The organism is Micromonospora sp. NPDC047670 (assembly GCF_043204915.1).
Lineage (GTDB): Bacteria > Actinomycetota > Actinomycetes > Mycobacteriales > Micromonosporaceae > Micromonospora.
Window position 1 is genome coordinate 151,161 of sequence record NZ_JBIDDA010000004.1, and the last position, 26,449, is coordinate 177,609.

The following is a 26,449-nucleotide window of genomic DNA, read 5'->3' on the forward strand; positions in this document are numbered from 1 at the left end:
GTGCCGGACATGGCCTTTCGGACCTGGGGCAGACTGCTGCTCACGGCGCTCGCGGTGAGCCTGCTGGCCGGGGCCGGTCAGCTCGGCGTCGCGTTCGGCCTCGGCATCGTCCGGCTCACCGGCACCTTCACCGGCGCCACCGTCAACCAGTGGCCGGCCCAGCTCGTCTGGGCGGGTTGGTTCGCGGCGAACGCCGCCGTGGTCGGCGCGGTGCTCACCGAGCGCCTGGCCCGCCGGGACGGGTTGGCGACCGGCACCGGGCGCCATCTCGCCGTCGCCGGCGCGGCCGCGCTGGGCGCCACCGTCGTGGCGCCGCTCTGCATGCAGCCCGCCCGGGCCGCCGAACTCGTCTCGGTGGACCCGGTCTGGGCCGTCGGCATCTGCGCGGTCCTCGGCGCGCTGGCCGGCGCGGGCGCCGCGCTCGCCGTCCTGCTCCAGCCGCCGGTGGGGTGGAACATGGCGGTTGTCGCGGGCGTGGTCTGGCTGCTGGCGCTGCTGTCGGCGGCGCCGTCGCTCGCCTCGACCGGCCAGCTGCCCACCGTACGGCTGGGGGTGCTGGAGCCGGCCTGGCTCGACGCCGGCGCGGCCCAGCGGCTGGCCCTGGTGATCCTGCCCCTGGTGGCGCTGCTCTCGGGCGCGGCGACCGGCGGGCTGGCCCGGTGGCGCGGCCAACCGCCGCTGGTCAGCGGCGCGACGGGGGTGGCGGGTCCGGTGCTGGTGGCGTTCGCCTACCTGACCGCCGGCCCCGGCGACGCGGCCGACCGCTACCAGCTCACGCCGTACTACGCGGCGTTGCTCGCGGTGGCCGCCGGCGCGCTCGGCTCGGCCGCCGCCGCACTGCTGCGCTGGCCGCTCGTCGCGCGCACCGCCCCCACCAGCGCCATCGAGCCGACCGACATCCTGCGCCCGCTGCCGGCCGGCCCCGCGCTGCCGCACGCCCCGACGCCCGCCGCCGACGCCGACGAGCCGGCGACGGTCGACCTGGCCGACGCCGGGCTCCGGGCCGCCGCCCGACCCGGGGGTACGACCTCCGGCAGGACCGCCGACGCCCCGTCGCCCCGGACCGCCCCGGCACACTGGGACTGGCGGGTCGGCGGCGCCACCGCCTCGACGACGCCCGCCGCTGCGGCCCCGACGGCCGCCGAGCCGGACCGGACCGCCGGATCGCCACCCCTGCCGGACGAGGGCGCGCCACAGCCGGCCGGTTCGCTGGCGACCACGGACGCGGCGCGCCCGGCGGGATCACCGGCCGAGGCCGCAGCCGCGCGGAACGACGCCGACGAGGGCACCGCGACCCGGCCGGACGCCGGCGAGGGCACCGTGACCCGGCCGGACGCCGGCGAGGGCGCCGTGACCCGGCCGGACGCCGGTGAAGGCGCCGCGACCCGGCCGGACGCTGGCGAAGGCGCCGCGACCCGGCCGGACGCCGGCGAGCGGTTCCGGGCCGCGCCGGACGACGGCGAGCGGCAACCGGCCACGGCGGTGGTCCCGACCGCCGCGCAGCCCCCGGCCGCCGGGGTTGCCGTGCCCGCCGAGCAGCCTGCCGCCCCAGCCACCCCCGCCGCCCCGGCCGCTGCCAAGCCCCGCCGCACCCGCAAGCCCCGTGCGACGCGACAGCCGGCGACCGCGGCGGCGGAGGGCGCCGGCCCGGCGCCGTCCACCACCGACTCTCCGGCGGCGAACGACTCCCCCGCCGTGCCGGCGACTGCTCCCCCGGCGGCCGCCGGGGCGGCCTCGCCGGACGCTCCGGATCCGTCCGGCGCTCCGGCCACGCCGGCGACCCCGGCCGCGGCACCGGCCGGCGCTCCGCCCGATCTCCCGGCCGGCGGCCCGACCGCCGATGTGCCGGTGCCGCCGCAGGTAGGCGCACCGGTCGTCCCGGCCGTACCCGGCCCGCCGTCGCCCACCGCAGGGGCGCCCACCCCACGCCCGTCCCGCGACCCGGCCCCCGCACCGGTGGTGCCGGGCGGCCCCGGCACGAGTCCCGGGAACGGCACCGGCACGACGACCGGGGGCGGCGCCAGCACGACGATCGAGGGTGCCGGCACGACGACCGGGGACGGCACCGGCACGACCTTCGGGGACGGCGCCGGGGTGCCGGAGCGGGACGGCGCGGGTCCGCGCCGGGCGCCGCTCTTCCCGGCTGACGGGGCGGGACCCGGCCGGGCCGGCGAGCCGGCATCCGCGCTCCGGCCGGCCTGGCGACCCGCTCCCGCGTGGCCGGCACCGCCCCGGGTCGGGCCCGAGGATGCCGCCGATGCGCCGCGCCCGGCCGCCGGGGAGCCCACACCCGAGCCGGCGCCCCGGCCCCGGCACCTGGCCCCGATGCCCGACCAGACCCGGGCGGCGAACTGGGACGCCCTCGCCACCGCCCGGCGCGGCAGCCCCGCACCGGTCGAGGCCGCCTCCGGGAACGGCACGCCGGTCACCGAGGCGCCGGAGGCTGACGACGCCTCCCCGACGGAGCAGCCCGGCGGACGGGTCCGGGGACGGCTGGGGCTGTTCCGGCGCAACCGGTCCCGGGCCGAGGACGCCACCGGCGACCGGGAGCCGGAGCCGCTGCCGGCGCAGGACGAGGAGTACGTGGACTGGGTCACCGGCCTCAGCAGGCCGATCCCCGACAACGAGCCCGAACAGGAGAGCGGCCGGCGGTCGTTGCGTTCCACCGGCCGCCACCACCGCGACTGACCCCGGCGACCCCCGTCACCGGCCGACGGGGCGGCCCACCCCGGCCCCGGCGGGGCGGACCGCCGTGCGGGATCACGCCAGCGGCAGGTAGACCCGGCCACCGGAGGAGACGAACTCCTCCGACTTGTCCTGCATGCCGCGTGCCGCGTACTCCTTGAGCTCCTGGGTGATCTTCATGGAGCAGAACTTCGGTCCGCACATCGAGCAGAAGTGGGCCGTCTTCGCCGGCTCCGCCGGCAGCGTCGCGTCGTGGTACGACCGCGCGGTCTCCGGGTCCAGCGAGAGGTTGAACTGGTCCTCCCAGCGGAACTCGAACCGCGCCTTGGACAGCGCGTCGTCCCACGCCTGTGCGCCGGGGTGCCCCTTGGCCAGGTCGGCGGCGTGCGCCGCGATCTTGTACGCGATCACGCCGGCCTTCACGTCGTCCCGGTCCGGCAACCCCAGGTGTTCCTTCGGGGTCACGTAGCAGAGCATCGCGGTGCCGAACATCCCGATCATCGCGGCGCCGATCGCCGAGGTGATGTGGTCGTACGCCGGGGCGATGTCCGTGGTCAGCGGGCCGAGCGTGTAGAAGGGCGCCTCGTGGCACCACTCCTGCTGGAGGTCCACGTTCTCCTTGATCTTGTGCATCGGCACGTGGCCCGGGCCCTCGATCATCACCTGCACGTCGTACTCCCAGGCGACCTTCGTCAGCTCGCCCAGGGTGCGCAGCTCGGCGAACTGCGCCTCGTCGTTGGCGTCCGCGATCGAGCCGGGGCGCAGCCCGTCGCCGAGCGAGAACGTCACGTCGTAGCGGGCCAGGATCTCGCACAACTCGCGGAAGTTGGTGTAGAGGAAGTTCTCCTCGTGGTGCGCCAGGCACCAGGCAGCCATGATGGAGCCGCCCCGCGACACGATCCCGGTCACCCGGTCCACCGCCAGCGGCACGTACGGCAGCAGCACCCCGGCGTGCACCGTCATGTAGTCGACGCCCTGCTCGGCCTGCTCGATGACGGTCTCCCGGAACACCTCCCAGCTCAGCTTCACCGGGTCGCCGCCGACCTTCTCCAGCGCCTGGTAGATCGGCACGGTGCCGATCGGCACGGGCGAGTTCCGCACGATCGCCTCGCGGGTCTCGTGGATCCGCTTGCCCGTCGACAGGTCCATCACCGTGTCCGCGCCCCACCGGGTCGCCCAGGTCAGCTTCTCCACCTCCTCGGCGACCGACGAGGTGACCGCGGAGGTGCCGATGTTGGCGTTCACCTTCACGAGGAACGCCTTACCGATGATCGCCGGCTCGCACTCGGGGTGGTTGACGTTGAGCGGCAGCACCGCGCGCCCGGCGGCGATCTCGTCCCGGACGAACTCCGGTGCCATCCCCTCCCGGATCGCCACGAACTCCATCTCCGGCGTGACGACGCCCGCCCGCGCGTACGCGAGCTGGGTGGGCCGCCGCCCGTCGGCGCCGGCGAGCGGGGTGCCCGCGCCGCGCACCGGGGCCACGTCGCCGCGCTCGGCGATCCACGGTCCCCGCAGCGGCGGCAGCCCGACCTCGGGATCGGAGCCGGGTCCGGAGGTGTCGTAGAGCCGGAGCGGCGGGTTGTCCCCGGTCAGCTCCACCTCGGCGAAGGGCACCCGGACGTCCGGCCGGGCCCCCTCCACGTAGACCTTTCGACGTGCCTGCATGACAGCCTCCCTGGTGATCAAGCGGACCAGCCGAAGTGGTCCAGCGGGCCGCGTCCCGCGCCCAGCTCCCAGTCCCGCGCGCCGGTCAGCGCGCGGAAGACGTACTCCTTGGCGGCGGCGACCGCCGTCGGCACCGGGTCGCCCAGCGCCAGCCGGACGGCGATCGCCGCCGAGAACGAGCACCCCGTGCCGTGGTTGTGCCGGGTGGCGACCCGGGGCGCGCGGAGCAGCGTGGTGACCCCGTCGCCGTGCAGCACGTCGACCGCCTCGCCGTCGGAGTCCACGTCGCCGCCGGTCACCACCACGTGCTCCGGCCCGCCGGCGGCCAGCGCCTCCGCCGCGGCCACCATCTCCTCGACCGTGGTCACCGGGCGTCCGGTGATGGCCGCGGCCTCCGCGCGGTTCGGCGTCGCCACGCGGGCGTACGGCAGCAGCCGCTCGACCGCCGCCACCACGCCGAGCCGGTGCCCGCTGGTGGCGACGAGCACCGGGTCGACGACGAGGTGCGGCAGCCGGCCGTCCCGCGCCGCGTCGGCGACCGCGTCGGCGACCGCCGGGGTGCCGAGCATGCCCGTCTTGACGGCCCGGACGCTGAAGTCGGCGAGCACGCTGTCGAGCTGCTCGGTGACCGTCCGGGGCGGCAGCGGCAGGACGGCGTCGACGCCCCTCGTGTTCTGCGCGGTGATCGCGGTGATGACGCTGGTGCCGTACGCGCCGAGGGCCGCGAAGACCTTGAGGTCGGCCTGGATGCCGGCGCCCGCGCCGGAGTCCGACCCGGCGATGGTGAGGACGGTCGTCGGGGTCATCGTTCCTCTCCCGTGGTGGCGGACGGGAGCTCGGGCCTGGCCTGCGCGGTCGTGGCGGCGAGTGCCGCGTCGGCGGCTGCCGTGAGGGTGGCTGCCGCCGCCTCGGGGTCGTCCGCGCGCATGATCGCGCCGAGCACCGCCACGCCCACGGCTCCCGCCTCGACGCAGGAGACCAGCTGCTCCGGGCTCTGCACTCCGCCGAGCGCCAGGACCGGCACGGGGCTGTGCAGGATCAGCTCGCCGAGCCCGTCCGGGCCCAGCGGCGGGCCGTAGCCGGGTTTGGTGCTGGTCGGATAGACGGGTGAGAGGGTGGCGTAGTCCTCCGTGGTGAGCCTCGCCAGGTCTCCCCGGTCATGGCAGGAGCGGCCGACCAGGCGCAGGCGCGGCGGCGGGTACGGCCCTGCCGACGGCAGGTGCACCGCGTCCCCGCCGAGGGGGTCGGGACCGGCGACGATCAGGGTGCCGCCCGCCTCGGCCAGGATCGGGCACAGGTCGGCGGCGAGGGCGACGCGCTCGGCACGGGGCAGGTCCTTCTCCCGCAGCACCACCCAGCGCACACCGCCGGCCACCGCCCCGGCCACCACCTCGACCAACGGCCGCCGCGCCTGCCACCGGTCGGTCAGCAGCACGACACCGGACGGACGCGGCGCGTCGTCGGCGACCGGCGGCACACCGCCCGAGATCTTGGTGGCCACGGGCCCCTCCAGGGGCCGTTTCCTGCCAAGATCCGCAGGGGCCGAGGCGGCGGCAACCGGGGGCGGGGGGCTGGTGGGGGCGGGGCGGTTCACAGGTCGGGCCGCCCCTCGTCCGGGGTGGAGGCGAGGGCGTGGAAGCGGCGGGCGATCCGGCCCGCCCCGTACGCGAGCCGCCCCGCCTCGACCGCGTGCCGCATCGCGGTGGCCATCGCCACCGGATCGGCGGCGCGGGTGACCGCGCTGGCCAGCAGCACCGCGTCGCAGCCCAGCTCCATGGCCAGCGCCGCGTCCGAGGCGGTGCCGATACCGGCGTCCAGGATCACCGGCACGTCGACGCTCTGCCGGATCAGCCGGATGTGGTGCGGGTTCGACACGCCCAGGCCGGAGCCGATGGGCGCGCCCGCCGGCATCACCGCGGCGCAGCCCACGTCGGCGAGCCGCCGCGCCAGGATCGGGTCGTCCGACGTGTACGGCAGCACCACGAACCCGTCCGCGACGAGTTCCTCGGCGGCGCGCAGCAGCTCCACCCCGTCGGGCAGCAGCGTGCGCTCGTCGCCGATCACCTCCAGCTTCACCCAGTCGGTGTCGAACGCCTCCCGCGCCAGGTGGGCGACCTTGACGGCCTCGCCCGCCGTGTAGCAGCCGGCGGTGTTCGGCAGCAGCCGCACCCCGCAGCGGTCGAGCAGGTCCAGCAGGCCGCCCGCCGTGCCGGGGGCGGTGTCGACCCGGCGCAGGGCCAGGGTGACCAGCTCGGTGCCGGAGGCGCGGATCGCGTCCTCCAGCACGCGCAGGTTCGCCGCGCCGCCGGTGCCGAGGATCAGTCGGGACGTGAAGCTCACGCCGCCCAGGTCGAAGCTCACCGCGTCACCCGCCCTGGGCGGCGCTGAGCACCTCGACCCGGTCGCCGTCGCGCAGCACCGTCGCCGGCCAGCCCGTACGCGGCACGACCTCCCCGTTGACCGCGACGGCGAGGCCGCGCTGCTGGTCGGTGACCGCGCGGACCAGGTCCGCCACCGTCGAGCCGCCGGGCAGGCTGCGCCCGACGCCGTTCACCGTCAGTTCCACGTGTGCTCCTCCTCGGGTGCGGACGCTCCGGGCCCGGTCCGACCGTCGACGGCCGGGGCCGCCGTCGCGACGGTGGCTGCCGGCGCGAACCGGTCCGGGGTGAAGGGGGCGAGCAGCGGGTCCGCCGCCCCCGTGACGACCAGGTCGGCGATCAGGTCGGCGGTGACGGGAGTGAGCACGATGCCGTGCCGGTGGTGCCCGGTCGCGGCGAGCACGCCCGGCCGGTCCGGCAGCGGGCCGAGGATCGGGGCGTTGTCCGGGGTGCCCGGGCGCAGGCCGGCGATCGCCTCGATGAGGTCGTACTCCGCCAACTCCGGCAGCAGGTCGACGGCGGCGCGGAGCAGGCGCAGCACCGCCCCGGCGGAGACGTCGGTGTCGGCGCGCTCCTCCACGGTCGCGCCCACCACCACCTCCCCGTCGTGGCGAGGGACGAGGTAGACGTGCTCGCCGTCGGCGTACCCCCGGATGACGTGCCGGAAGCCCGGCGCGACGCCGCCGGGCGCGCGGAGCCGCAGCACCTGGCCCTTCACCGGCCGCACCGGCAACCCGGTCAGGGCCGCCGCGCCGCAGCCGGCCGCGACCACCGTGACGCGGGCGTCCACGTCGGACAGTCGGCGCACGGCCGTCGGCACCAGCGCGGCGCCGGCCCGCTCGGCGGCCACCCGCAGCGCCGGCACCAGCCGACGCGGGTCGACCTGGTGGTCGGTGGCGGCGAACGCGCCGCCGCGCACCCGGGGCGCCAGCGCCGGCTCGCGGTCCCGCAGCGCCGAGGGGCGCAGCGGCGTCACCGGCAGTCCGAGCCCCTGCTGGTACGCCCACAGCCGCCGCGCCTCGGCCAGGTCGTCGGCGGTGAGCCCGACCATCAGGGTGCCCTCGCTCCGGTAGCCGATGTCCGCGCCGGTGGCGGCGGTCAGCTCGGCGGCGAAGGCCGGCCAGCGGGCGGCGGAAGCGGTCAGCAGTCCGGTCAGCTCGTGCTCACCGAAGTACGCCTCGGCGACCGGGGCGAGCATCCCTGCGGCGACGTGGGACGCGCCGGAACCCGGGGCGGGGTCGTGTACGACGACGCGGAGCCCGCGCGCCGCGCAGCGCCAGGCGATGCCCAACCCGACCGGTCCCGCCCCCACCACGGCGACGTCCGGTCGGCTCAGCACCCCAGCGCTCCCAGCAGCTCCGCTGTTGCCCGGGCCGGATCGGCCGCCCCGGACAGCGCCCCCACCACCGCCACCCCGTACGCCCCGGCGGCCAGCAGCGCGGGTGCGTTCGCGGCGGTCACCCCACCGATCGCGATGACCGGCACGGCCACCGCCTCGGCGACGGCGCGTACCCCGGCCGGGCCGATCGGCGCCGGCAGGCCGGTCTTGGTGTCGGTGGCGTGGCAGGGGCCCACGCCCAGGTAGCTGGCCCCGGCGGCGACCGCCTCGGCGGCCGCCCCCGGTTCGCGGGCGGTGGCCCCGAGCACGGCGGCGGGGCCGAGCACCCGGCGGGCGGCCCCGACCGGCAGGTCGTCCGCGCCGACGTGCCCGCCGGCGGCGCCCACCGCCAGCGCCACGTGCAGCCGGTCGTTGACCAGGCAGGTGGCGTCGTACCGGGCGCAGAGCGCGAGCGCCCGGCGGGCCAGGTCGTACGCCTCCCGGTCGGTCGCGTCGTCGGTGACGCGGACCTGTACGACCAGCTCGGCGCGGGCCACCGGCAGGGCGGCCCGCAGCACGGTCAGCGGATCCCGCCCGGGTCGGGTGTCGGTGATGAGATGCAGTCGCCCCAGGGACGGCACGGCAACACTCCTCCCTGCGCCGGCATTACCCGGATCAGGTTCGACGGTCGGGGGCTCTCAGCCCCCCTCTCAGCCCGGTGCACCGGGCTCCCGTGGGTCACTTGCGCGTGTCACCGTACGACGGATCGCCGGATCCGCCAAGGGCGGAACGCGGATTTCACATCGAGCGTCCGATCCCGACGATCGGGGCGGCGGGTGAGGGTTCGGTTACGCCATGCTGTCGGGATACCCTCCGCCGCACGGGTTCCGCGCCGTCCGGCGTTCCGCCCCTTCCGCGGCGGCGACGTGCGGGCGGCGGAAGGGCCTCGACACCGGGCCGCGGTGTCGAGGCCCTGCCGGCGTGGCTCAGAGGATGGCGCGCAGGGCGTCGAGGTCCTCGTCGGTGGGCTGCCAGGCGCCCGCCTCCGCGTTGGCCCGCACCTGCTCGGGCGTGGTGGCGCCAGCGATCACCGACGTCACCGCCGGCTGGGCGGCCAGCCCGCCGATCGCCACCTGGAGCATCGACAGCGCTCGCTCGGCCGCGTACGCCTCGATCGCCTCGATGGTGTCCCAGTCGGCGGCGGCGAGGCGCTGGGCGTAGCGGCCGCCACCGGCGAGCCGGCTGCCGGCCGGCGGGGCCTGGTCGCGCCTGTACTTGCCGGTGAGCAGCCCGTTGGCCAGCGGGAAGAACGGCAGCATGCCGAGGCCGAACCGCTCGCAGGCGGGGATGACCTCGGTCTCCACCGAGCGTTCCAGCAGGCTGTAGTGGTTCTGCGCGCTGATGAACCGGGACCGGCCGTTGGACGACGCCACCCAGTCCGCGTCGGCGATCTGCCAGCCGGCGAAGTTGGAGTTGCCCAGGTAGCGCACCTTGCCGGCGCGGACCAGATCGTCGAGCGCGGCGAGCGTCTCGTCGATCGGGGTGCCGGGATCGGGCTCGTGCATCTGGTACAGGTCGATGTGGTCGGTGCCGAGCCGGCGCAGCGACGCCTCCACGGCCCGGGCGATGTAGCGCCGCGCGCCCCGGGCGCCGAAGTCCGGGCCGTTGAGCCCGTGCATGTCCATGCCGAACTTGGTGGCCACGACCACGTCGTCGCGCCGGCCCTTGAGCGCCTGGCCCAGCAGTTCCTCGGAGCCGCCCTGCGGCTCGCCGTAGATGTCGGCGGTGTCGAAGAAGTTGATCCCGGCGTCGAGCGCGGCGTCGACCACCGCCCGGGTGCCGTCGAGGTCGAGCTTGCGGCCGAAGTTGTTGCAGCCGATGCCGACCACGGACACCACGAGCCCGGAGTCGCCCAGCCGGCGATAGGTCATCTCAGTCACGAGATCAACCCTATGCCGGCCGGCCCGGCCCGCGCCGCGTACCTCGGGTTCAGTCGAGCACGTCGGCGACGAGTCGACGGGCGGCGGAGAGCGTGGCGGCGGGTTCGTCCGGGGTGTGCCCGACAGCGCCGAGCAGCGCGTGTGACCGCCGGGCGAAGTCGGGCGGGGCGCCCGGCAGCCGCCCGGCGGAAGCGATAATGCCCTCCTCGTCGACCAGCCACCGCGACGACCCCCGCCGACCGCGCAGAGGCGGTCGGCCAGGTCGGCGGGGATCACGCCACGTCCCAGACCGGCTCCGGGGTCTCCACCACCTCGTTGTCGCCGCGGAAGAGCACGAACCGGTCGAAGGAGCGGGTGAACCAGCGGTCGTGGGTCACCGCCACCACGGTGCCCTCGAACGCGGTCAGCCCGGCCTCCAACGCCTCGGCCGAGGCGAGGTCGAGGTTGTCGGTGGGCTCGTCGAGCAGCAGCAGCGTCGCGCCGGACAGCTCCAGCAGCAGCACCAGGAAGCGCGCCTGCTGCCCGCCGGAGAGCGTGCCGAAGCGCTGGTCGCCCTGCCCGGCCAGCTCGTAGCGGCTCAGCGCCGCCATCGCCGCGTGCCGGTCCATGCCGGCCCGGTGTTCGTCGCCCCGCCAGAGGATCTCGACGAGCGTCTTCGCCATCAGCTCCGGCCGGTCGTGGGTCTGCGAGAAGTGTCCCGGCCGCACCCGCGCGCCGAGCCGGGCCACCCCGCCGTGCGCGACCGGCGCGAGCGCCGCCGCGCCGTCGACCGGGCCGTTGGCCGGGTCCGGGTCGGTGCCGCCCCGGGCCAGCAGCCGGAGGAAGTGCGACTTGCCCGTCCCGTTGGCGCCGAGCACCGCCACCCGGTCGCCGTACCAGATCTCCAGGTCGAACGGGTAGGTCAGGCCGTCGAGCTCCAGTTGCTCGCAGACGACCGCGCGCTTGCCGGTCCGCCCGCCGGTCAGCCGCATCCGGATGTCCTGGTCCTTCGGAGGTACGGGCGGCGGCCCGGCCTCCTCGAACTTGCGCAGCCGGGTCTGCGCGGCCTGGTAGCGCGACGCCATCCCGTCGTTGTACGCCGCCTTCTGCTTGTACATCAGCATCAGCTCGCGCAGCTTCTGGTGCTCCTCGTCCCAGCGCCGGCGCAGCTCGTCGAGGCGGGCGTGCCGGGCCACCCGCGCCTCGTGCCAGCTCGCGAAGCCGCCGGGATGCACCCAGGCGCTGCCGCCCTCCACGGCGACCACCCGGTCGGCGGTGTGCGCCAGCAGCTCCCGGTCGTGCGAGACGTAGAGCACCGACTTGCCGGACTCGCGCAGCCGGCCCTCCAGCCAGCGCTTGCCGGGCACGTCGAGGAAGTTGTCCGGCTCGTCGAGGAGCAGCACCTCGTCGGGGCCGCGCAGCAGCAGTTCGAGGGCGAAGCGTTTCTGCTGACCGCCGGAGAGGGTCCGGACGGGGCGTTCCCGGGCGGCGTCCCAGGGCAGGTCGAGCACGATGGTGGCGACGGTGTCGAAGAGCACCTCCGCGTCGTACCCGCCGGTCTCGCCCCAGGCCGCGAGCGCGTCCGCGTACGCCAGCTGGGCCTTGCCGGCGGCGGTGCTGTACTTGCCGCGCACCTCGGCCGCCCGCATGGCCGCCTCGGTCTCGGCGAGCCGGCGCCCGGCGTCGCGCAGCGCCGGCGGGGCCAGCGACAGCGCCAGGTCCGCCAGCGTGGACTCGTCGCCGATCATGCCGATGAACTGGCGCATCACGCCCAGCCCTCCGGCCCGGGCGATCGCGCCGGTCTTCACCGGCAGGTCGCCGGCGACCATCCGCAGCAGTGTCGTCTTGCCGGCGCCGTTGGGCCCGACCAGGGCCACCTTGGCGCCCTCCCCGACCCGGAACGACACGTCGGTGAAGAGTTCCCGGCCGTCGGGGAGGATGTGCCCGACCCCTGCCACGTCCACGTATCCCACGCGGGCATCCTGCCCGAGCACCTGCCCGGTGGCCCAACCATTTACCGGGTCACGCGCAGCACCCGGTAGCCCTTCTGGCTGGCGTGCCGCCCGACCTGCCAACCCTGCTCGACCAGCCAGCGGTGCAGCGAGTCGCCGCCCAGGTGGCGGGCGACGACGAGCCAGGCGACCCCGTCCGGGGCGAGCCGGGGGAGCCAGCGCAGCAGCATCCGGTGCAGCTCGTCCTTGCCGACCCGGATCGGCGGGTTGGACCAGAGCTGGGCGAACGTCACGTCGGCGGGCACGTCGTCCGGTGCGGCGACCCGCACCCGGTCGGCCGCGCCGACCCGTGCCGCGTTGGCCGCGGTCAGCTCGCGGGCCCGCTCGTTGACGTCGACGGCCCAGACGGTCGCCGTGGGCGCCGAGGTGGCCAGCACGCAGGTGATCGGCCCGAAGCCGCAGCCGAGGTCGAGCAGGGCGCCGGTGGTGCCGGCGGGCGGCAGCTCCGCCTTGCGCAGCAGGACCGCCGTGCCGGGGTCGAGGCGCGCGGCGGAGAAGACGCCGCCGGACGAGGAGAGGGTGTAGTCGCGGCCGGCGACGGAGAACTCGACCTCGCGCGGGTGGGCGGCCGTCGCGGGCTCAGCGGTGAAGTAGTGGTCGCCGGTCACGCCGGCAATTCTCGCACCGCCGTCGCCGCCGTCCGGTCGGGGTCCGGGGGACGGCCCAGCACGACACGGAACAGCTAAGCCCACAATTTTCCATTATTACCCCCTAAAGGGGCAATGGCTCCTACTCTGGGCGTCATGGTGTATCGGTACGAGTCCGATGAGGACGCATACATGGAGTACCCGGAGCCCGGGTCCGACCGCTCGGTGCTCGGTGCCGGTCCGCCGCCCCCGGCCGGCCCCTCCCCGTCCCGCTTCCCGACGCCGTCGCTGCCCCGGGCCAACCAGGTCGCGCTGCCTTCAGCCGGGCCGGAACCGGTCCGCGCCGCCGCCCCGGTGCCGTCCCCGCCGCACGCGCAGGCGTCCCCCACGCCGTACGAACAGGTGCCGCCGGCACCGGCCGCGCAGCTGCCGCCGCCACCGGCCGAGCCGCCCCTGGTGGCCGAGACACCCGCGCCGGCCGGACGGCCCGTGCCCCAGCGCGGCGGCGGCCGGCTGTGGCAGGTACTGGTCGGCGGCGCGGCCGTGCTCGTGCTGCTCGCGCTCTGCGGCCTCGGCGCCGCCGCCCTGCTCGACGAGCGCAACAAGACGCCGCAGGCCACGCCCACCGGGCAGCCGGAGGTCGCCGAGTCGGCCGAGGCCGAGGCGCACGACCTGGACTCCCGGGACACCGACCAGGCGCCGCTGACGGCCAAGGAACTCTTCCCGGGCAAGCAGCTCGTCGTCGCCGACGGGCAGCCCGCCTACCAGGTGCTCAAGACCCACTCCAGCGCCAGCTGCGCGGTGGCGGCCACCGGGGAGGTCGCCGACCTGCTGAACCGCCTCGGCTGCAGCCAGGTGGTCCGCGCCACGCTGCGGGCGCCCGACGGCGACCTCCTGGTCACCACCGGCCTGTTCAACCTCACCGACCGGGCCAACGCCGAACGCGCCCGGGACCGGATCCGGCAGCTGCTCGACGAGCGGGAGGGCCGGTTCCGGGGCATGGCCGCCGACAACGGCACCGAGGCGATCGCCACCGCGCCGGCCCGGGTCGGCTGGCAGGTGCGCGGCCACTACCTCGCGTACGCGGTGGTCGCCCGCAGCGACGGCGAGACCATCCGGTCCGGCGACACGAAGGCCCGCGAGGTGCTCTTCGACATGATCGAGCTGCACCTGAACCGGGGTGTGCTGGAGCGCCGCGCCGACGGCGGGACGGCCGGCCAGCCGACCGACGAGGGCGCGGACCGCACCGGCACACAGGACGGCGGCGAACTGCCGGGCGAGTGACGGCACCTCCGGTGTGGACGGGTGCGCGGGCCACGGGGCCGCGCACCCGTTCCGCGCGGCCCCACCGACGACGGCACCCGCCCGGGTCGACCCGGCGTGCCCGCAGCAGGTCGTGCGCCGTCCCGGCGGTCAGCCCTCCAGGGGTACGCGCAGCCGGCGGGTCGCCTCGGCGCGGCGGGCGTACTCGGCCGGGTCGTCCGGGTAGCCCACGGCGACCAGGGTCAGCCCGTGCGCCGGCGCCACGGTCACCTCGCTGGCCCGTTCCCGGCGGGTGAGCAGGCTGCCCGGCCACTCGACGGGCCGGCGCCCGTCCCCGGCGACCAGCATCGCGCCGACCAGGCTGCGCACCATCGCCTGGCAGAACGCGTCGGCCTGCACGGTCGCGACGAGGATGCCGTCCGGGTCCCGCCGCCAGTCCAGCCGGGTCACCTCCCGCAGCGTGGTGGCGTTCTCCTTGCGCCGGCAGTACGCGGCGAAGTCGTGCTCCCCCACCAGTCCCGCCGCGGCGGCGTTCAGCGCGTCCAGGTCGAGCGGCTTCGGCCAGGCCAGCACCTCGTGCCGGCGCAACGGCTCGGCGCCGTACGGCGCGTCGGTCACCCGGTACTCGTAGCGGCGGAAGGTGGCCGAGAACCGGGCGTCGAAGTCGGCGGGCACCTCGGCCATCGCCCGCACCCGCACGTCGGTGGGGAGCAGCCGGGCCAGCCGGCGCAGCAGCCGCCCGTCGTGCTCCCGCCACACGGCGGTGGGCAGGTCGACGTGGCACACCTGCCCGGTGGCGTGCACCCCGGCGTCGGTGCGACCCGCCACGGTCAACCCGGTCGCCGTACCCGCGCCGAGCACCAGGTCGAGGGTCTCCACGAGCACCCCGGCGACCGTGCGCCGGGTCGGCTGGGCGGCCCAGCCGGAGAAGCCGGACCCGTCGTACGCGACGTCCAGTCGGAGCCGGGTGCGCTCGTCCACTCGTACCTCCGCCTCATGGGTCGGGCCCGGCACCCCGTGAGGGGTACCGGGCCCGACGGTGGCCTGGATCAGGCCTTGTCGTTCTCGCCGGCCTCGTCGCTGTCCTCGCGGGCGGCGGCCGTGTCGCCGGACGCCGACACGGGCGGCTCGGCGTCCTGGTCGCCCGAGTTCGACTTCGGGGTCTCCTCCGCCGGGGCGAGCGCCTCGACCTTGTCCTGCTGCGCGGCCTTGCGGGCCGCGGTCTTCTTGTTCGCCTTCGGCTCGGCGACCTGAAGCTCCTCGACCAGCTCGATGATCGCCATCGGCGCGGCGTCACCCTTGCGCGGACCGGTCTTCACGATCCGGGTGTAGCCACCGTTGCGGTTGGCGTACCGGGGCGCGATCTGGTCGAACAGGGCGTAGACCACGTCCTTGTCCTTGACGACGCCCAGCACCCGCCGGCGGGACGCCAGGTCGCCGCGCTTGGCCTTGGTGATGAGCTGCTCGGCCAGCGGACGCAGCCGCCGGGCCTTCGTCTCGGTGGTCTGGATCTTGCCGTGCTGGAACAGCGCGGTGGCCAGGTTGGCCAGCATGAGCCGTTCGTGCGCGGGGCTGCCGCCGAGGCGGGGGCCCTTGGTGGGCGTGGGCATGCTTGGTGCTCCTCAGGTGTGGCGGCAGCGCGGACTAGAGCTGCTCGGTCTCGCGGTAGTCGTCGGTGTCGTAGTCGGCCTCGCCGAAGGCGTCCACGACGTGCGCCGGGTCGAAGTTCGGAGCCGAGTCCTTCAGCCCGAGACCCATCCCGGCGAGCTTCATCTTGACCTCGTCGATCGACTTCTGGCCGAAGTTGCGGATGTCGAGGAGGTCGGCCTCGGTACGCCCGATGAGCTCACCAACGGAGTTGATGCCCTCGCGCTTGAGGCAGTTGTAGGAGCGGACGGTCAGGTCCAGCTCCTCGATCGGCAGCGCCAGGTCCGCCGCGAGCTGGGCGTCCTGCGGGGACGGCCCGATGTCGATGCCCTCGGCGGTCTCGTCCAGCTCCCGGGCCAGACCGAACAGCTCCACCAGCGTCGAACCGGCCGAGGCCAGCGCCGTACGCGGACCCATCGACGGCTTGGTCTCGACGTCGATGATCAGCCGGTCGAAGTCGGTCCGCTGCTCGACACGGGTCGCCTCGACGCGGTAGGTCACCTTGAGCACCGGCGAGTAGATCGAGTCGACCGGGATGCGGCCGATCTCGGCGCCCGCCTGCTTGTTCTGCGCCGCCGTGACGTAGCCGCGGCCCCGCTCGACGGTCAGCTCCATGTCGAGCCGGCCCTTGCCGTTGAGGGTGGCGAGCTTGAGGTCCGGGTTGTGCACCGAGACGCCGGCCGGCGGCTGGATGTCGCCCGCGGTCACGTCGCCCGGGCCCTGCTTGCGCAGGTACATGCTGACCGGCTCGTCGTGCTCGGAGCTGACGCAGAGCTCCTTGATGTTCATGACGAGCTCGACCACGTCCTCCTTGACACCGGGGATCGTGGTGAACTCGTGCAGCACGCCGTCGATCTTGATCGAGGTGACCGCCGCACCCGGGATCGACGACAGCAGCGTACGCCGCAGCGAGTTGCCCAGGGTGTAGCCGAAGCCCGGCTCCAGGGGCTCGATGGTGAACCGGGACCGGGTCTCGTTGATCGACTCCTCGGAGAGGGTCGGTCGCTGGCTGATGAGCATGTCTTCTCTTCTCTTCCGGGGCGCCCGCCATATGACGCCCACGACAAACTGTTCCGGTGGCCCGCCCCCGTGAGGGCGGGCCACCGCAACGAGCTCCGACTACTTGGAGTAGAGCTCGACGATCAGCTGCTCCTGGACCTGCGTGTCGATGACCTGGCGGGCCGGGAGCGAGTGCACGAGGATCTTCATCTGGCTGGGGATCGCCTCCAGCCACGCCGGCACCGACCGCGAACCGGCCTGGGCCTGCGCCACCAGGAACGGGGTGAGCTCCTTGCTCTTGGCCCGCACCTCGATGATGTCGTGCTCCTTGACCCGGTACGACGGGATGTCGACCTTCTTGCCGTTCACGGTGAAGTGACCGTGCTTGACAAGCTGCCGGGCCTGGTCACGCGAGCTGGCGTAGCCGGCCCGGTAGACCACGTTGTCCAGCCGCGACTCGAGGATCTGCAGGAGGACCTCACCGGTCTTGGCCTGCTTGGCCACGGCCTCCTCGTAGTAACCGCGGAACTGCTTCTCCAGCACGCCGTAGACGCGGCGGGCCTTCTGCTTCTCACGGAGCTGGAGCAGGTACTCCGTCTCCTTCGTGCGGCCGCGGCCGTGCTGCCCGGGCGGGAACGGCCGGGACTCGAACGGGCACTTCGGACCATCGCACTTGCTGCCCTTGAGGAACAGCTTCATCTTCTCCCGCCGGCAACGGCGGCAGTCAGCACCGGTGTAACGAGCCATCTCTCTCTAACCTCTCAGACCCGGCGACGCTTCGGCGGACGGCACCCGTTGTGCGGCTGCGGCGTCACGTCGGAGATCTGACCGACCTCCAGGCCCACGGCCTGCAGCGAACGGATGGCGGTCTCCCGGCCGGAGCCGGGGCCCTTGACGAACACGTCGACCTTGCGCATGCCGTGCTCCATCGCCCGGCGCGCGGCGGCCTCGGCGGCGAGCTGCGCGGCGAACGGGGTCGACTTGCGGGAGCCCTTGAAGCCCACCTGGCCCGCGGAGGCCCAGGAGATGACCGCACCGGTCGGGTCCGTGATGGACACGATGGTGTTGTTGAAGGTGCTCTTGATGTGCGCCTGCCCGTGGGCGACGTTCTTGCGTTCCTTGCGCCGGACCTTCTTGACGGCGGCTCCGGCACGAGCCTTCGGTGGCATAAGTCTGTGCGCTCCTAGTTACTTCTTGCCGGGCTTCTTCTTGCCGGCGACGGTCCGCTTCGGGCCCTTGCGGGTGCGGGCGTTGGTCCGCGTCCGCTGGCCACGCACGGGGAGGCCCCGGCGGTGCCGGATACCGGCGTAGCAGCCGATCTCGACCTTGCGGCGGATGTCAGCGGCGACCTCGCGGCGCAGGTCGCCTTCAACCTTGTAGTTGGCCTCGATGTGGTCGCGGAGCTGGACCAGCTCCTCGTCCGTGAGGTCCCGGGCGCGCTTGTCCGGCGAGATGCCGGTGGCGGCGAGCGTCTCCAGGGCGCGGGTCCGACCCACGCCGAAGATGTAGGTGAGCGCGATCTCCATCCGCTTTTCGCGGGGGAGGTCGACGCCGACTAGACGTGCCATGTGCGGGCGTGCTCCTCGTGGTGTTCTGGCGGAGGTGTGGACCCGTCCCACCCCGCTACCGACCGTTCCGCCTCCGGCGTCGTGCGCCGGCGACCGGGAACGGCCGCTGCCCGAGCGGGCCCCGGCCTCCGACCGGGGGTCAACCACGCAGAGGTACGCGTCGCGTACCGCTCGCGGCTGGGACGAGCATGTGATTCGTTGTCTGGATCCGCGGCCCGGACCGATTGCGGCCGGCCGTTGTCACACGGCCGGTCGGAACTGGTTCAGCCCTGGCGCTGCTTGTGGCGCGGGTCGGTGCAGATGACCATGACCCGGCCGTGCCGGCGGATGACCCGGCACTTGTTGCAGATCCTCTTGACGCTCGGCTTGACCTTCACGGTTGCCTTACTTCCCATCTGGCCCGAGGACGCGCCGAGGCGCGACGCCGGACGTCGAAGACGGACACGGGGACGTCCCGGCCGTCGTCAGGATTACTTGTAGCGGTAGACGATGCGCCCGCGGGTCAGGTCGTACGGCGAGAGTTCGACGACGACCCGGTCCTCCGGCAGGATGCGGATGTAGTGCTGCCGCATCTTGCCGCTGATGTGAGCCAGCACCTTGTGGCCGTTCGCGAGCTCCACCCGGAACATTGCGTTCGGCAGGGGCTCGATGACCCGACCCTCGATCTCGATGGCTCCGTCTTTTTTCGGCATGTCCTCCGCTGTCCTGACGTCGGTTACTCCGGACGGCCCACAACGTCTTACACGGGTGACTGATCAAGATCAGAAAGCCCGCGCCAGCCGCGGCTCCGACTCCCACCGAAGCGCGGGGTGGGCATGCCGGAGTGGACGCTGTGCGCCGATCAGAAAGTGTACGCCCGCATGCGGGCCGTCGCCAAACCGGCCACCCCGCGGAGCGCCGGACCACCCGAAAGGCGACAGTGGTTCCCTCGGCACCCACCCGGACGCCGGCCGTGGGAGCGGTCCCCGACGCCGTCGACCCCTCGATCACCAGGGCGCCTGTGACGACTCTCACGCGCGACCGAGGGCCGGCGGCGCGGAAATCCGCGCTCAGACCGCCGGCGAGTCGGCGGGCTGGCGGGAGGTGACCAGTTCGCCGAGCCGGGCGCGGCCTCCGTCCGGCGCGGTCAGCACCCAGACGCCGTCCGGAAGCAGCGCCATCGTGTGCTCGACGTGCACCGCCAGCGACCGGTCTCGGGTGACCACGGTCCAGCCGTCGGAGAGCTCGACCGTCCGGGGCGAACCCATCGTGATCATCGGCTCGATCGCCAGCGCCATGCCCGGCACCAGGCGCGGGCCCTTGCCCGGCCGCCCGTGGTTGAGCACGTGCGGGTCCTGGTGCATCTCGGTGCCGATGCCGTGCCCGCCGTAGCCGTCGACGATGCCGTACCGGCCGCCCTTGCGGACCGCGTTCTCCACCGCGTGCGAGATGTCGGTGAGCCGGCCCTTGCCGCTGGCCGCGCCCCGGGCGGCGGCGGCGATGCCCGCCCACATGGCGTCCTCGGCCACCTCGGCCATCTTCAGCAGCGCCGGGTCGACCTCGCCCACGCCGACCGTGATGGCGGCGTCGCCGTGCCAGCCGCCCAGCACCGCGCCGCAGTCGATCGAGATGAGGTCGCCGTCGCGGAGCACCTGCTGCGGCGACGGGATGGCGTGCACCACCTGCTCGTTGACCGACGAGCAGATTGACGCGGGGAAGCCGTGGTAGCCCTTGAACGAGGGGACGGCGCCGGCCTCGCGGATGGTGGACTCGGCGATGGCGTCCAGGTCGGCGGTGCTGACCCCGGGGGCGACCGCCTCCCGCATCCGACGCAGCGCCTCGGCGACCACCAGCCCGGCGGCCCGCATCTTCTCGATCTGGTCAGGGGTCTTCAGCTGGATGTCCAGCTGGGGACGACGCATGGAGCCGTTACCTTTCGTTGCCGAAGCCGAAGAGCGGGGCACGTCGGACGTACCCCGCTCTTCGCACTCTATCCGCCGGAGCCCGGCGGGACGTCAGCCGCCGTACGACCGCAGGGCGTCGATGGCGCGGACGGTGACATCCTCCACCGGGCCGGTGGCGTCGATGCCCACCAGCTTGCCCTGGGCGCCGTAGTAGTCGACCAGCGGGGCGGTCTTGTCCGCGTACTCCCGCAGGCGGGTGGCGATGGTCTCCGGCTTGTCGTCGTCACGCTGGAACAGCTCGGCGCCGCACCGGTCGCAGATGCCCTCGCGGGTGGTCGCGTCGAACTCGACGTGCCAGATCTTGCCGCAGCCCCGGCACGTACGCCGGCCGGAGAGCCGCCGGATCACCTCGTCGTCGTCGACGACCAGCTCCAGCACCAGGTCCAGCGCGGTGCCCAGGTCGGCGAGGAGCTTGTCCAGCGCGGCGGCCTGCGGCGTGGTGCGCGGGAAGCCGTCGAGCAGGAAGCCCTCGGCGGCGTCCGGCTCGGCGAGCCGGTCCCGCACCATGTTGATGGTGACCTCGTCGGGCACCAGCTCACCGGCGTCCATGTAGCGCTTCGCCTCGACCCCGAGCGGGGTGCCCTGCGAGACGTTCGACCGGAAGATGTCGCCGGTCGAGATCTTCGGGACCGAGAGGTGCGCGGCGACGAACTCGGCCTGCGTACCCTTGCCCGCGCCCGGCGGGCCAACCAGAACGAGTCTCATCTACCGCAGGAACCCTTCGTAGTTCCGCTGCATGAGTTGGCTCTCGATCTGCTTGGTGGTCTCCAGACCGACGCCGACCATGATCAGGACAGCGGTGCCGCCGAACGGGAAGTTGAGGTACTGCTGCTTGTCCAGCCAGATGAAGAAGAAGTTCGGCAGGATCGAGATGATGCCCAGGTAGAGGGCGCCCGGCAGGGTGATCCGGCTGAGGATGAAGTCCAGGTAGTCGGCGGTCGGCTTGCCGGGGCGGATGCCCGGCACGAAGCCGCCGTACTTCTTCATGTTGTCCGCGACCTCGGTCGGGTTGAACGTGATCGAGACGTAGAAGTACGTGAAGAAGATGATCAGCAGGAAGTAGACCGAGATGTAGATCGGGCTGGTCGGGTCGACCAGGTTGTTCTGGATCCACGTCTGGGTCTTGCCCGGGTTGGTCTGGTCGAAGAACTGCAGCGCCAGCTGGGGCAGGTAGAGCAGCGACGAACCGAAGATGACCGGGATGACACCCGCCTGGTTGACCTTCAGCGGGATGTAGGTCGAGGTGCCGCCGTACATGCGCCGGCCGATCATCCGCTTGGCGTACTGCACCGGGATCCGCCGCTGCGCCTGCTCGATGAAGGTGACCGCGGTGATGACCACCAGCACCAGCGCGATGACGAGGAGGAACTTGCCCCAGCCGCCGGTCGCCTTGATCTGCCAGCCCTCGCTGGGGAGCCGGGCGGCGATCGAGGTGAAGATCAGGACGGACATGCCGTTGCCCACGCCCCGGTCGGTGATCAGCTCGCCGAGCCACATCACCACGCCCGTGCCGGCGGTCATCGTCATGACCAGGATGGTCAGCGTCAGCCAGTCCGGGATCCCGGTGCCCTCGGGGATGATCGGGAACTGGTCGCACTGGTTCTGGAAGAGCTGCCCGGAGCGGGCCAGCGCCACGAACGCCGACGCCTGCAGGATGCCCAGGCCCAGGGTCAGGTAGCGGGTGTACTGGGTGATCTTCGCCTGGCCGGCCTGGCCCTCCTTGCGGAGCTGCTCCAGCCGTGGGATGACCACCGTCAACAGCTGCAGGATGATCGACGCGGTGATGTAGGGCATGATGCCCAGCGCGAAGACCGAGAGCTGCAGCAGCGCGCCGCCGGAGAAGAGGTTGAGCAGGTTCAGTACCCCGGTGGAGCCGTTCTCCAGGGTGTCGAGGCACTTCTGCACGTTGCCGTACGAGACACCCGGGCTGGGCAGCGTCGCCCCGAGCCGGTAGACCGCGATGATGCCTACTGTGAACAGCAGCTTCTTGCGCAGGTCAGGCGTACGGAACGCACTGAGAAAGGCGGACAGCAACTTCTTCCTCCTGCGCGCGGCGGGCCGCCGGTGAACCCGGGCGGGTCGGGGTGGGTGCCGGGCGAGCGCCCGATATCCATAGCTGGGAAGGGACTCTAACAGCCCGATCCCGGTCCGGGCAGATGTGCCCGGCTACATAAACCGAATCCGATGTTACCCGGCGCACACATGCCAGGTAGACCATGGCGCCCGCCCAGTTGAGACAACTGAGCGGGCGCCACGGGTCGTACAGCCCTTACAGCTCGGTGACGGTGCCACCGGCGGCGGTGATCTTCTCCTTGGCCGACGCGCTGAACGCGTGCGCCGACACCTGGAGGGCGACCCCGCCGAGGTCCCCGGTGCCGAGGACCTTGACCGGCTGGCCCTTGCGGACCGCGCCGGCCTCGACCAGCTCGAGCGGGCCGACCTGGCCGCCGTTCGGGAACAGCTCGGCGAGCCGGTCCAGGTTGACCACCTGGAAGACCACCTTGAACTTGTTCTTGAAGCCCTTCAGCTTCGGCAGGCGCATGTGGATGGGCATCTGCCCACCCTCGAACGCCGCCGAGATGTTCTTGCGGGCCTTGGAACCCTTGGTACCGCGACCGGCGGTCTTGCCCTTCGAGCCCTCACCGCGACCCACACGGGTCTTCGCGGTCTTGGCACCGGGCGCCGGACGCAGGTGGTGGACCTTGATCGTCATTACTCGACCTCCTCGACCTTCACGAGGTGGTTGACCGCGAAGATCATGCCGCGGATCTCCGGACGGTCCTCCTTGACCACCACGTCGTTGATCCGCTTGAGACCGAGCGAGCGCAGCGAGTCACGCTGGTTCTGCTTGGTCCCGATCTCGGACCGGACCTGGGTGACCTTCAGGCGAGCCATCAGGAAGCCACCCCCGCCCGCGACGCCAGCATGGCGGCCGGCGCGACGTCCTCGACCGGCAGGCCACGACGGGCGGCGACGGCCTCGGGGGACTCGAGCCCCTTCAGCGCCGCCACGGTGGCGTGCACGATGTTGATCGGGTTCGACGAACCCAGGCTCTTGGAGAGCACGTCGTGGATACCCGCGCACTCCAGCACGGCGCGCACCGGGCCACCGGCGATGACACCCGTACCGGCCGAGGCCGGCTTGAGCAGCACGACGCCGGCGGCGTCCTCGCCCTGCACCGGGTGCGGGATCGACTGACCGATCCGCGGCACCTTGAAGAAGTGCTTCTTGGCCTCCTCGACACCCTTGGCGATCGCCGCGGGCACCTCCTTGGCCTTTCCGTAGCCCACGCCGACGGTGCCGTCGCCGTCGCCCACGATCACCAGGGCGGTGAAGCTGAAGCGACGACCACCCTTCACGACCTTGGCGACGCGGTTGATCGCGACGACCCGCTCGAGGTGCGGGGTCTTCTCGACGGGCGCGTTTCCGCGGCCGCCCTCACGGCGGTTGTCGCGGCGACCACCCTCGTTGCCACCGGACCCGCCGCCACGGCGCTGTTGACCTGGCATCAGCAGCCTTCCTTCTCTCTCGTGACGGGGTTTCTAGAACTCGAGCCCGGCTTCGCGGGCGGCGTCGGCAAGCGCGGCGACCCGCCCCGCGTACCGGTTGCCACCGCGGTCGAAGACGACCTTGGAGATGCCGGCGGCCTTGGCCCGCTCGGCGAGCAGGGCGCCGACCTTGCCGGCCAGGGCGCTCTTGTCGCCCTCCGCACCGCGCAGCGACGCGTCCAGGGTCGAGGCCGACGCCAGGGTGTGACCCTTGGTGTCGTCCACGATCTGGGCGACGATGTGCCGCAGGGAGCGGGTGACCACGAGGCGGGGACGCTCGGCGGTGCCGCTGATGTTCTTGCGGACCCGGAAGTGCCGGCGCGCACGCCCGACGGCACGCTTGGCGGCGACGCCGCGGCGGCGCTTGAGCAGCGTGGCGCTCACTTCTTACCTGCCTTTCCAGCCTTGCGGCGGATGACCTCGCCCTGGTACTTCACGCCCTTGCCCTTGTAGGGCTCCGGCGGGCGGATCTTCCGGATGTTGGCGGCAACCTCACCGACCAGCTGCTTGTCGATGCCGGCCACGTGGAACAGCGTCGGCTTCTCCACCGTGAAGGTGATGCCCTCCGGCGCCGGCACCAGCACCGGGTGCGAGAACCCAAGAGCGAACTCCAGGTCCTTGCCCTTGGCGGTGACGCGGTAACCGGTACCGGCGATCTCCAGGCTCTTGCGGTAGCCCTCGGTGACGCCGACGATCATGTTGGCGACCAGGGTACGGCTCAGGCCGTGCAGCTCCTTGGCCTTGCGCTCGTCGTTCGGGCGGTTGACGTTCAGCTGCCCGTCCTCGGCCCGGTCGATCGTGATCGGCTCGGCCAGGGTGTGCGAGAGCTCGCCCTTCGGGCCCTTGACCTTGACGGTCTGCCCGTCGATCGTGATGTCGACGCCGGCTGGCACCGGGATCGACTTACGTCCAATACGCGACATTTCTACCTGTCTCCCGTTACCAGACGAAGGCGAGGACTTCCCCGCCAACGCTCCGCTTGCGGGCCTGCCGGTCGGTGAGCAGCCCCTGGGACGTCGAAATGATCGCCACGCCCAGCCCGCCGAGCACCCGCGGGAGCCCGTCCGACTTGGCGTAAACCCGCAGACCGGGCTTGGACACTCGCTTGATGCCGGCCAGGCTCCGCTCGCGGTTCTGGCCGTACTTCAGCTCGACGACCAGTCGCTTGCCGACGGCGCCCTCCTCGGGCTCCTCGACCGACCAGGTGGCGATGTAGCCCTCGGCCTTGAGGACCTCGGCGATGTTCGCCTTGATCTTCGAGTAGGGCATCGTCACCCGGTCGTGGTACGCCTGGTTGGCGTTACGCAGACGCGTGAGCATGTCTGCGATCGGGTCGGTCATCGTCATGGATTTCGTCAGCCTTTCTCGCCGGGGTTCCCGGGGCCTTCCGCCCCGGGCCTACGGCGAAGAGCAATACGTGATCGGTGCAAGGGGTCCCGGCCCGGCGGCCGGGACGCGGTCGCCCTTACCAGGAAGCCTTGGACACGCCCGGCAGCTCACCGCGGTGGGCCATCTCCCGGATGCAGACCCGGCAGAGACCGAACTTGCGGTAGACCGCCTTGGGACGCCCGCACCGCTGGCAGCGGGTGTACGCGCGAACCGAGAACTTCGGCTTCGCGGCCGCCTTGAGGATCAGCGCCTTCTTGGCCATCTCAGTTCTCCTTGAACGGGAAGCCCAGGAGCTTGAGCAGCGCCCGGCCCTCGTCGTCGGTCGTGGCGGTCGTGACCACCGTGATGTCCATGCCCCGCTGCCGATCGATCTTGTCCTGGTCGATCTCGTGGAACACCGACTGCTCGGTCAGCCCGAACGTGTAGTTGCCGTGCCCGTCGAGCTTGCGCCCGTCCAGACCGCGGAAGTCGCGGATACGCGGCAGCGCGATCGACAGCAGCCGGTCCAGGAACTCCCACATCCGGTCGCCGCGGAGGGTCACCTTCGCACCGATCGGCATGCCCTCGCGCAGCTTGAACTGCGCGATGGACTTGGTCGCCCGCCGCACCTGCGGCTTCTGGCCGGTGATGGTGGCCAGGTCCCGGACCGCGCCGTCGATCAGCTTGGCGTCCCGGGCGGCCTCGCCGACACCCATGTTGACGACGATCTTGACCAGCCGCGGCACCTGCATCGGGTTGCCGTAGTTGTGCTGCTCCTGCAGCTGGGCCACGATCTCGTTGCGGTACCGCTCCTTGAGGCGCGGCATGGTCTTGGTTTCGGTAGCCGTGCTCATCACAGGTCCTTACCGGTGCTACGCGCGATGCGGACCTTCTGGCCGTTTTCGTCGATCCGGTAACCGACGCGGGTCGGCTTGCCGTCGGAGTCCACGACCTGCACGTTCGAGACGTGGATCGGAGCCTCCTGGGTGACGATGCCACCGGTCTTGGCGCCACGCTGGGTGGTGCTGATGCGGGTGTGCTTCTTGACCCGGTTCACGCCCTCGACCAGGACCTTGTCCTGCCGCGGGTAGGCCGCGATGACCTTGCCCTTGGCACCCTTGTCCTTGCCGGCGATGACGACGACCGTGTCGCCCTTCTTGACCTTCACGGTCACAACACCTCCGGCGCGAGAGAGATGATCTTCATGAACCGCTTGTCCCGCAGTTCCCGACCCACCGGGCCGAAGATACGGGTGCCGCGCGGGTCCCCGCCGTCCTTGATGATGACGGCGGCGTTCTCGTCGAAGCGGATGTACGAACCGTCCGGCCGCCGCTTCTCCTTGGCGGTGCGAACGACGACGGCCTTGACGACGTCGCCCTTCTTCACACCGGCACCCGGGATCGCGTCCTTGACGGTGGCCACGATGACGTCGCCGATGCTCGCGTAGCGCCGACCGGAGCCACCGAGAACCCGGATGCACAGGATCTCCCGAGCACCCGTGTTGTCGGCGACGCGCAGTCGCGACTCCTGCTGAATCACGTCTATC

General features: G+C 72.9%; 33 protein-coding genes and 1 riboswitch. Of the genes, 2 read left to right on the forward strand and 31 right to left on the reverse strand.

What is annotated here, in order from left to right; all coding sequences use genetic code 11:
- The first annotated feature begins 9 nt into the window (after positions 1-9).
- On the forward strand, positions 10-2,688 hold the full coding sequence (locus tag ACGF7U_RS11770) for a hypothetical protein (RefSeq protein ID WP_393105569.1): 2,679 nt from the start codon (positions 10-12) through the stop codon (positions 2,686-2,688).
- A gap of 72 nt (positions 2,689-2,760) precedes the next feature.
- Here ACGF7U_RS11770 and thiC read toward each other — a convergent pair whose 3' ends face one another.
- The 10 genes from thiC to ACGF7U_RS11820 form a co-directional block, all read right to left on the reverse strand.
- Positions 2,761-4,353: a phosphomethylpyrimidine synthase ThiC gene (gene thiC / locus ACGF7U_RS11775; protein ID WP_393105571.1), complete on the reverse strand. Its 1,593-nt coding sequence runs from the start codon at positions 4,351-4,353 to the stop codon at positions 2,761-2,763.
- Between the two features lie 17 nt (positions 4,354-4,370).
- A complete protein-coding gene (gene thiD / locus ACGF7U_RS11780; RefSeq protein WP_393105573.1) occupies positions 4,371-5,159 on the reverse strand; it encodes a bifunctional hydroxymethylpyrimidine kinase/phosphomethylpyrimidine kinase in 789 nt (262 codons plus the stop codon).
- The gene (locus ACGF7U_RS11785) at positions 5,156-5,854 is read right to left on the reverse strand and encodes a thiamine phosphate synthase (protein ID WP_393105575.1); all 699 of its coding nucleotides are present in this window, start codon (positions 5,852-5,854) and stop codon (positions 5,156-5,158) included. Before ACGF7U_RS11785 ends, thiD begins: the two co-directional genes overlap by 4 nt.
- Positions 5,855-5,943: 89 nt before the next feature.
- Positions 5,944-6,714, reverse strand: a complete 771-nt coding sequence (locus ACGF7U_RS11790; RefSeq protein ID WP_393105577.1) for a thiazole synthase — start codon at positions 6,712-6,714, stop codon at positions 5,944-5,946.
- 4 nt (positions 6,715-6,718) lie between these two features.
- Complete coding sequence (gene thiS / locus ACGF7U_RS11795; protein WP_393105579.1) at positions 6,719-6,919, reverse strand: sulfur carrier protein ThiS; 201 nt, start codon at positions 6,917-6,919, stop codon at positions 6,719-6,721.
- Entirely contained in the window at positions 6,910-8,070 is a 1,161-nt protein-coding gene (gene thiO, locus ACGF7U_RS11800) for a glycine oxidase ThiO (protein WP_393105581.1), read from the reverse strand. Before thiO ends, thiS begins: the two co-directional genes overlap by 10 nt.
- On the reverse strand, positions 8,064-8,690 hold the full coding sequence (thiE, locus tag ACGF7U_RS11805; RefSeq protein ID WP_393105583.1) for a thiamine phosphate synthase: 627 nt from the start codon (positions 8,688-8,690) through the stop codon (positions 8,064-8,066). Before thiE ends, thiO begins: the two co-directional genes overlap by 7 nt.
- A riboswitch (TPP riboswitch) is annotated at positions 8,685-8,793 on the reverse strand. (Overlaps the previous gene by 6 nt.)
- A 242-nt stretch (positions 8,794-9,035) precedes the next feature.
- Positions 9,036-9,980 carry an aldo/keto reductase gene (locus ACGF7U_RS11810; RefSeq protein ID WP_393106247.1) on the reverse strand — a complete coding sequence of 315 codons (945 nt, stop codon included), beginning with the start codon at positions 9,978-9,980 and terminating at the stop codon, positions 9,036-9,038.
- 281 nt (positions 9,981-10,261) lie between these two features.
- Positions 10,262-11,941 carry an ABC-F family ATP-binding cassette domain-containing protein gene (locus ACGF7U_RS11815; RefSeq protein WP_393105585.1) on the reverse strand — a complete coding sequence of 560 codons (1,680 nt, stop codon included), beginning with the start codon at positions 11,939-11,941 and terminating at the stop codon, positions 10,262-10,264.
- Between the two features lie 41 nt (positions 11,942-11,982).
- Positions 11,983-12,588 carry a class I SAM-dependent methyltransferase gene (locus ACGF7U_RS11820; protein ID WP_393105587.1) on the reverse strand — a complete coding sequence of 202 codons (606 nt, stop codon included), beginning with the start codon at positions 12,586-12,588 and terminating at the stop codon, positions 11,983-11,985.
- Between the two features lie 135 nt (positions 12,589-12,723).
- Between ACGF7U_RS11820 and ACGF7U_RS11825 the strand changes: the two genes are divergently transcribed.
- Positions 12,724-13,851, forward strand: coding sequence for a hypothetical protein (locus ACGF7U_RS11825; protein WP_393105589.1), 1,128 nt, complete (start codon positions 12,724-12,726; stop codon positions 13,849-13,851).
- A 129-nt stretch (positions 13,852-13,980) separates the two neighbouring features.
- On the opposite strand, the gene truA is transcribed toward ACGF7U_RS11825, so the two are convergent.
- The 21 genes from truA to rplN all read right to left on the reverse strand — a co-directional run bounded on the left by truA (position 13,981) and on the right by rplN (position 26,442).
- Positions 13,981-14,811, reverse strand: coding sequence for a tRNA pseudouridine(38-40) synthase TruA (gene truA / locus ACGF7U_RS11830; RefSeq protein WP_393105591.1), 831 nt, complete (start codon positions 14,809-14,811; stop codon positions 13,981-13,983).
- A 68-nt stretch (positions 14,812-14,879) separates the two neighbouring features.
- Positions 14,880-15,440: a 50S ribosomal protein L17 gene (gene rplQ, locus ACGF7U_RS11835; protein ID WP_091102603.1), complete on the reverse strand. Its 561-nt coding sequence runs from the start codon at positions 15,438-15,440 to the stop codon at positions 14,880-14,882.
- A gap of 34 nt (positions 15,441-15,474) precedes the next feature.
- Positions 15,475-16,497, reverse strand: coding sequence for a DNA-directed RNA polymerase subunit alpha (locus ACGF7U_RS11840; RefSeq protein WP_013735931.1), 1,023 nt, complete (start codon positions 16,495-16,497; stop codon positions 15,475-15,477).
- A gap of 99 nt (positions 16,498-16,596) precedes the next feature.
- A complete protein-coding gene (gene rpsD / locus ACGF7U_RS11845) occupies positions 16,597-17,223 on the reverse strand; it encodes a 30S ribosomal protein S4 (protein ID WP_393105593.1) in 627 nt (208 codons plus the stop codon).
- A 14-nt stretch (positions 17,224-17,237) separates the two neighbouring features.
- Positions 17,238-17,645 carry a 30S ribosomal protein S11 gene (rpsK, locus tag ACGF7U_RS11850; RefSeq protein ID WP_007073011.1) on the reverse strand — a complete coding sequence of 136 codons (408 nt, stop codon included), beginning with the start codon at positions 17,643-17,645 and terminating at the stop codon, positions 17,238-17,240.
- Positions 17,646-17,663: 18 nt separating this feature from the next.
- Complete coding sequence (rpsM, locus tag ACGF7U_RS11855) at positions 17,664-18,044, reverse strand: 30S ribosomal protein S13 (protein ID WP_007073012.1); 381 nt, start codon at positions 18,042-18,044, stop codon at positions 17,664-17,666.
- A gap of 263 nt (positions 18,045-18,307) precedes the next feature.
- On the reverse strand, positions 18,308-18,421 hold the full coding sequence (gene rpmJ, locus ACGF7U_RS11860; protein ID WP_012184307.1) for a 50S ribosomal protein L36: 114 nt from the start codon (positions 18,419-18,421) through the stop codon (positions 18,308-18,310).
- A gap of 93 nt (positions 18,422-18,514) precedes the next feature.
- Positions 18,515-18,736, reverse strand: a complete 222-nt coding sequence (gene infA, locus ACGF7U_RS11865) for a translation initiation factor IF-1 (RefSeq protein ID WP_007073013.1) — start codon at positions 18,734-18,736, stop codon at positions 18,515-18,517.
- Positions 18,737-19,093: 357 nt separating this feature from the next.
- The gene (gene map / locus ACGF7U_RS11870; protein ID WP_393105596.1) at positions 19,094-19,945 is read right to left on the reverse strand and encodes a type I methionyl aminopeptidase; all 852 of its coding nucleotides are present in this window, start codon (positions 19,943-19,945) and stop codon (positions 19,094-19,096) included.
- A gap of 93 nt (positions 19,946-20,038) precedes the next feature.
- The gene (locus tag ACGF7U_RS11875; RefSeq protein ID WP_350681984.1) at positions 20,039-20,692 is read right to left on the reverse strand and encodes an adenylate kinase; all 654 of its coding nucleotides are present in this window, start codon (positions 20,690-20,692) and stop codon (positions 20,039-20,041) included.
- Entirely contained in the window at positions 20,693-22,021 is a 1,329-nt protein-coding gene (gene secY / locus ACGF7U_RS11880) for a preprotein translocase subunit SecY (RefSeq protein WP_393105598.1), read from the reverse strand.
- Positions 22,022-22,256: 235 nt separating this feature from the next.
- Complete coding sequence (rplO, locus tag ACGF7U_RS11885; protein WP_393105600.1) at positions 22,257-22,700, reverse strand: 50S ribosomal protein L15; 444 nt, start codon at positions 22,698-22,700, stop codon at positions 22,257-22,259.
- A complete protein-coding gene (gene rpmD, locus ACGF7U_RS11890) occupies positions 22,700-22,882 on the reverse strand; it encodes a 50S ribosomal protein L30 (protein WP_007073018.1) in 183 nt (60 codons plus the stop codon). Before rpmD ends, rplO begins: the two co-directional genes overlap by 1 nt.
- Entirely contained in the window at positions 22,882-23,496 is a 615-nt protein-coding gene (gene rpsE / locus ACGF7U_RS11895) for a 30S ribosomal protein S5 (RefSeq protein WP_091102580.1), read from the reverse strand. The genes rpmD and rpsE overlap by 1 nt, the downstream gene beginning before the upstream one ends.
- 33 nt (positions 23,497-23,529) lie before the next feature.
- The gene (gene rplR, locus ACGF7U_RS11900; protein ID WP_073834923.1) at positions 23,530-23,919 is read right to left on the reverse strand and encodes a 50S ribosomal protein L18; all 390 of its coding nucleotides are present in this window, start codon (positions 23,917-23,919) and stop codon (positions 23,530-23,532) included.
- On the reverse strand, positions 23,916-24,458 hold the full coding sequence (gene rplF, locus ACGF7U_RS11905; protein ID WP_091102572.1) for a 50S ribosomal protein L6: 543 nt from the start codon (positions 24,456-24,458) through the stop codon (positions 23,916-23,918). Before rplF ends, rplR begins: the two co-directional genes overlap by 4 nt.
- 16 nt (positions 24,459-24,474) lie before the next feature.
- Positions 24,475-24,882, reverse strand: coding sequence for a 30S ribosomal protein S8 (gene rpsH, locus ACGF7U_RS11910; protein ID WP_013288624.1), 408 nt, complete (start codon positions 24,880-24,882; stop codon positions 24,475-24,477).
- A 118-nt stretch (positions 24,883-25,000) separates the two neighbouring features.
- Positions 25,001-25,186 (reverse strand): type Z 30S ribosomal protein S14, encoded by a 186-nt coding sequence (locus ACGF7U_RS11915; RefSeq protein ID WP_007073023.1) that lies wholly within the window; start codon positions 25,184-25,186, stop codon positions 25,001-25,003.
- A gap of 1 nt (position 25,187) precedes the next feature.
- Positions 25,188-25,757 carry a 50S ribosomal protein L5 gene (gene rplE, locus ACGF7U_RS11920; protein WP_393105603.1) on the reverse strand — a complete coding sequence of 190 codons (570 nt, stop codon included), beginning with the start codon at positions 25,755-25,757 and terminating at the stop codon, positions 25,188-25,190.
- Positions 25,757-26,077 carry a 50S ribosomal protein L24 gene (gene rplX, locus ACGF7U_RS11925; protein WP_393105605.1) on the reverse strand — a complete coding sequence of 107 codons (321 nt, stop codon included), beginning with the start codon at positions 26,075-26,077 and terminating at the stop codon, positions 25,757-25,759. The genes rplE and rplX overlap by 1 nt, the downstream gene beginning before the upstream one ends.
- Positions 26,074-26,442, reverse strand: a complete 369-nt coding sequence (gene rplN / locus ACGF7U_RS11930) for a 50S ribosomal protein L14 (RefSeq protein ID WP_007073026.1) — start codon at positions 26,440-26,442, stop codon at positions 26,074-26,076. The genes rplX and rplN overlap by 4 nt, the downstream gene beginning before the upstream one ends.
- Positions 26,443-26,449 lie beyond the last annotated feature (7 nt).

Bases quoted from the DNA above. Each gene is read 5' to 3' on its own strand.
- ACGF7U_RS11770 (WP_393105569.1), top strand. From the start codon at position 10: ATGGCCTTTCGGACCTGGGGCAGACTGCTGCTCACGGCGCTCGCGGTG.
- thiC (WP_393105571.1), bottom strand. From the start codon at position 4,353: ATGCAGGCACGTCGAAAGGTCTACGTGGAGGGGGCCCGGCCGGACGTC.
- thiD (WP_393105573.1), bottom strand. From the start codon at position 5,159: ATGACCCCGACGACCGTCCTCACCATCGCCGGGTCGGACTCCGGCGCG.
- ACGF7U_RS11810 (WP_393106247.1), bottom strand. From the start codon at position 9,980: ATGACCTATCGCCGGCTGGGCGACTCCGGGCTCGTGGTGTCCGTGGTC.
- ACGF7U_RS11825 (WP_393105589.1), top strand. From the start codon at position 12,724: ATGGTGTATCGGTACGAGTCCGATGAGGACGCATACATGGAGTACCCG.
- rplQ (WP_091102603.1), bottom strand. From the start codon at position 15,440: ATGCCCACGCCCACCAAGGGCCCCCGCCTCGGCGGCAGCCCCGCGCAC.
- ACGF7U_RS11840 (WP_013735931.1), bottom strand. From the start codon at position 16,497: ATGCTCATCAGCCAGCGACCGACCCTCTCCGAGGAGTCGATCAACGAG.
- rpsD (WP_393105593.1), bottom strand. From the start codon at position 17,223: ATGGCTCGTTACACCGGTGCTGACTGCCGCCGTTGCCGGCGGGAGAAG.
- rpsK (WP_007073011.1), bottom strand. From the start codon at position 17,645: ATGCCACCGAAGGCTCGTGCCGGAGCCGCCGTCAAGAAGGTCCGGCGC.
- rpsM (WP_007073012.1), bottom strand. From the start codon at position 18,044: ATGGCACGTCTAGTCGGCGTCGACCTCCCCCGCGAAAAGCGGATGGAG.
- infA (WP_007073013.1), bottom strand. From the start codon at position 18,736: ATGCCGAAAAAAGACGGAGCCATCGAGATCGAGGGTCGGGTCATCGAG.
- map (WP_393105596.1), bottom strand. From the start codon at position 19,945: ATGCGTCGTCCCCAGCTGGACATCCAGCTGAAGACCCCTGACCAGATC.
- ACGF7U_RS11875 (WP_350681984.1), bottom strand. From the start codon at position 20,692: ATGAGACTCGTTCTGGTTGGCCCGCCGGGCGCGGGCAAGGGTACGCAG.
- rplO (WP_393105600.1), bottom strand. From the start codon at position 22,700: ATGACGATCAAGGTCCACCACCTGCGTCCGGCGCCCGGTGCCAAGACC.
- rpmD (WP_007073018.1), bottom strand. From the start codon at position 22,882: ATGGCTCGCCTGAAGGTCACCCAGGTCCGGTCCGAGATCGGGACCAAG.
- rpsE (WP_091102580.1), bottom strand. From the start codon at position 23,496: ATGCCAGGTCAACAGCGCCGTGGCGGCGGGTCCGGTGGCAACGAGGGT.
- rplF (WP_091102572.1), bottom strand. From the start codon at position 24,458: ATGTCGCGTATTGGACGTAAGTCGATCCCGGTGCCAGCCGGCGTCGAC.
- rpsH (WP_013288624.1), bottom strand. From the start codon at position 24,882: ATGACGATGACCGACCCGATCGCAGACATGCTCACGCGTCTGCGTAAC.
- ACGF7U_RS11915 (WP_007073023.1), bottom strand. From the start codon at position 25,186: ATGGCCAAGAAGGCGCTGATCCTCAAGGCGGCCGCGAAGCCGAAGTTC.
- rplE (WP_393105603.1), bottom strand. From the start codon at position 25,757: ATGAGCACGGCTACCGAAACCAAGACCATGCCGCGCCTCAAGGAGCGG.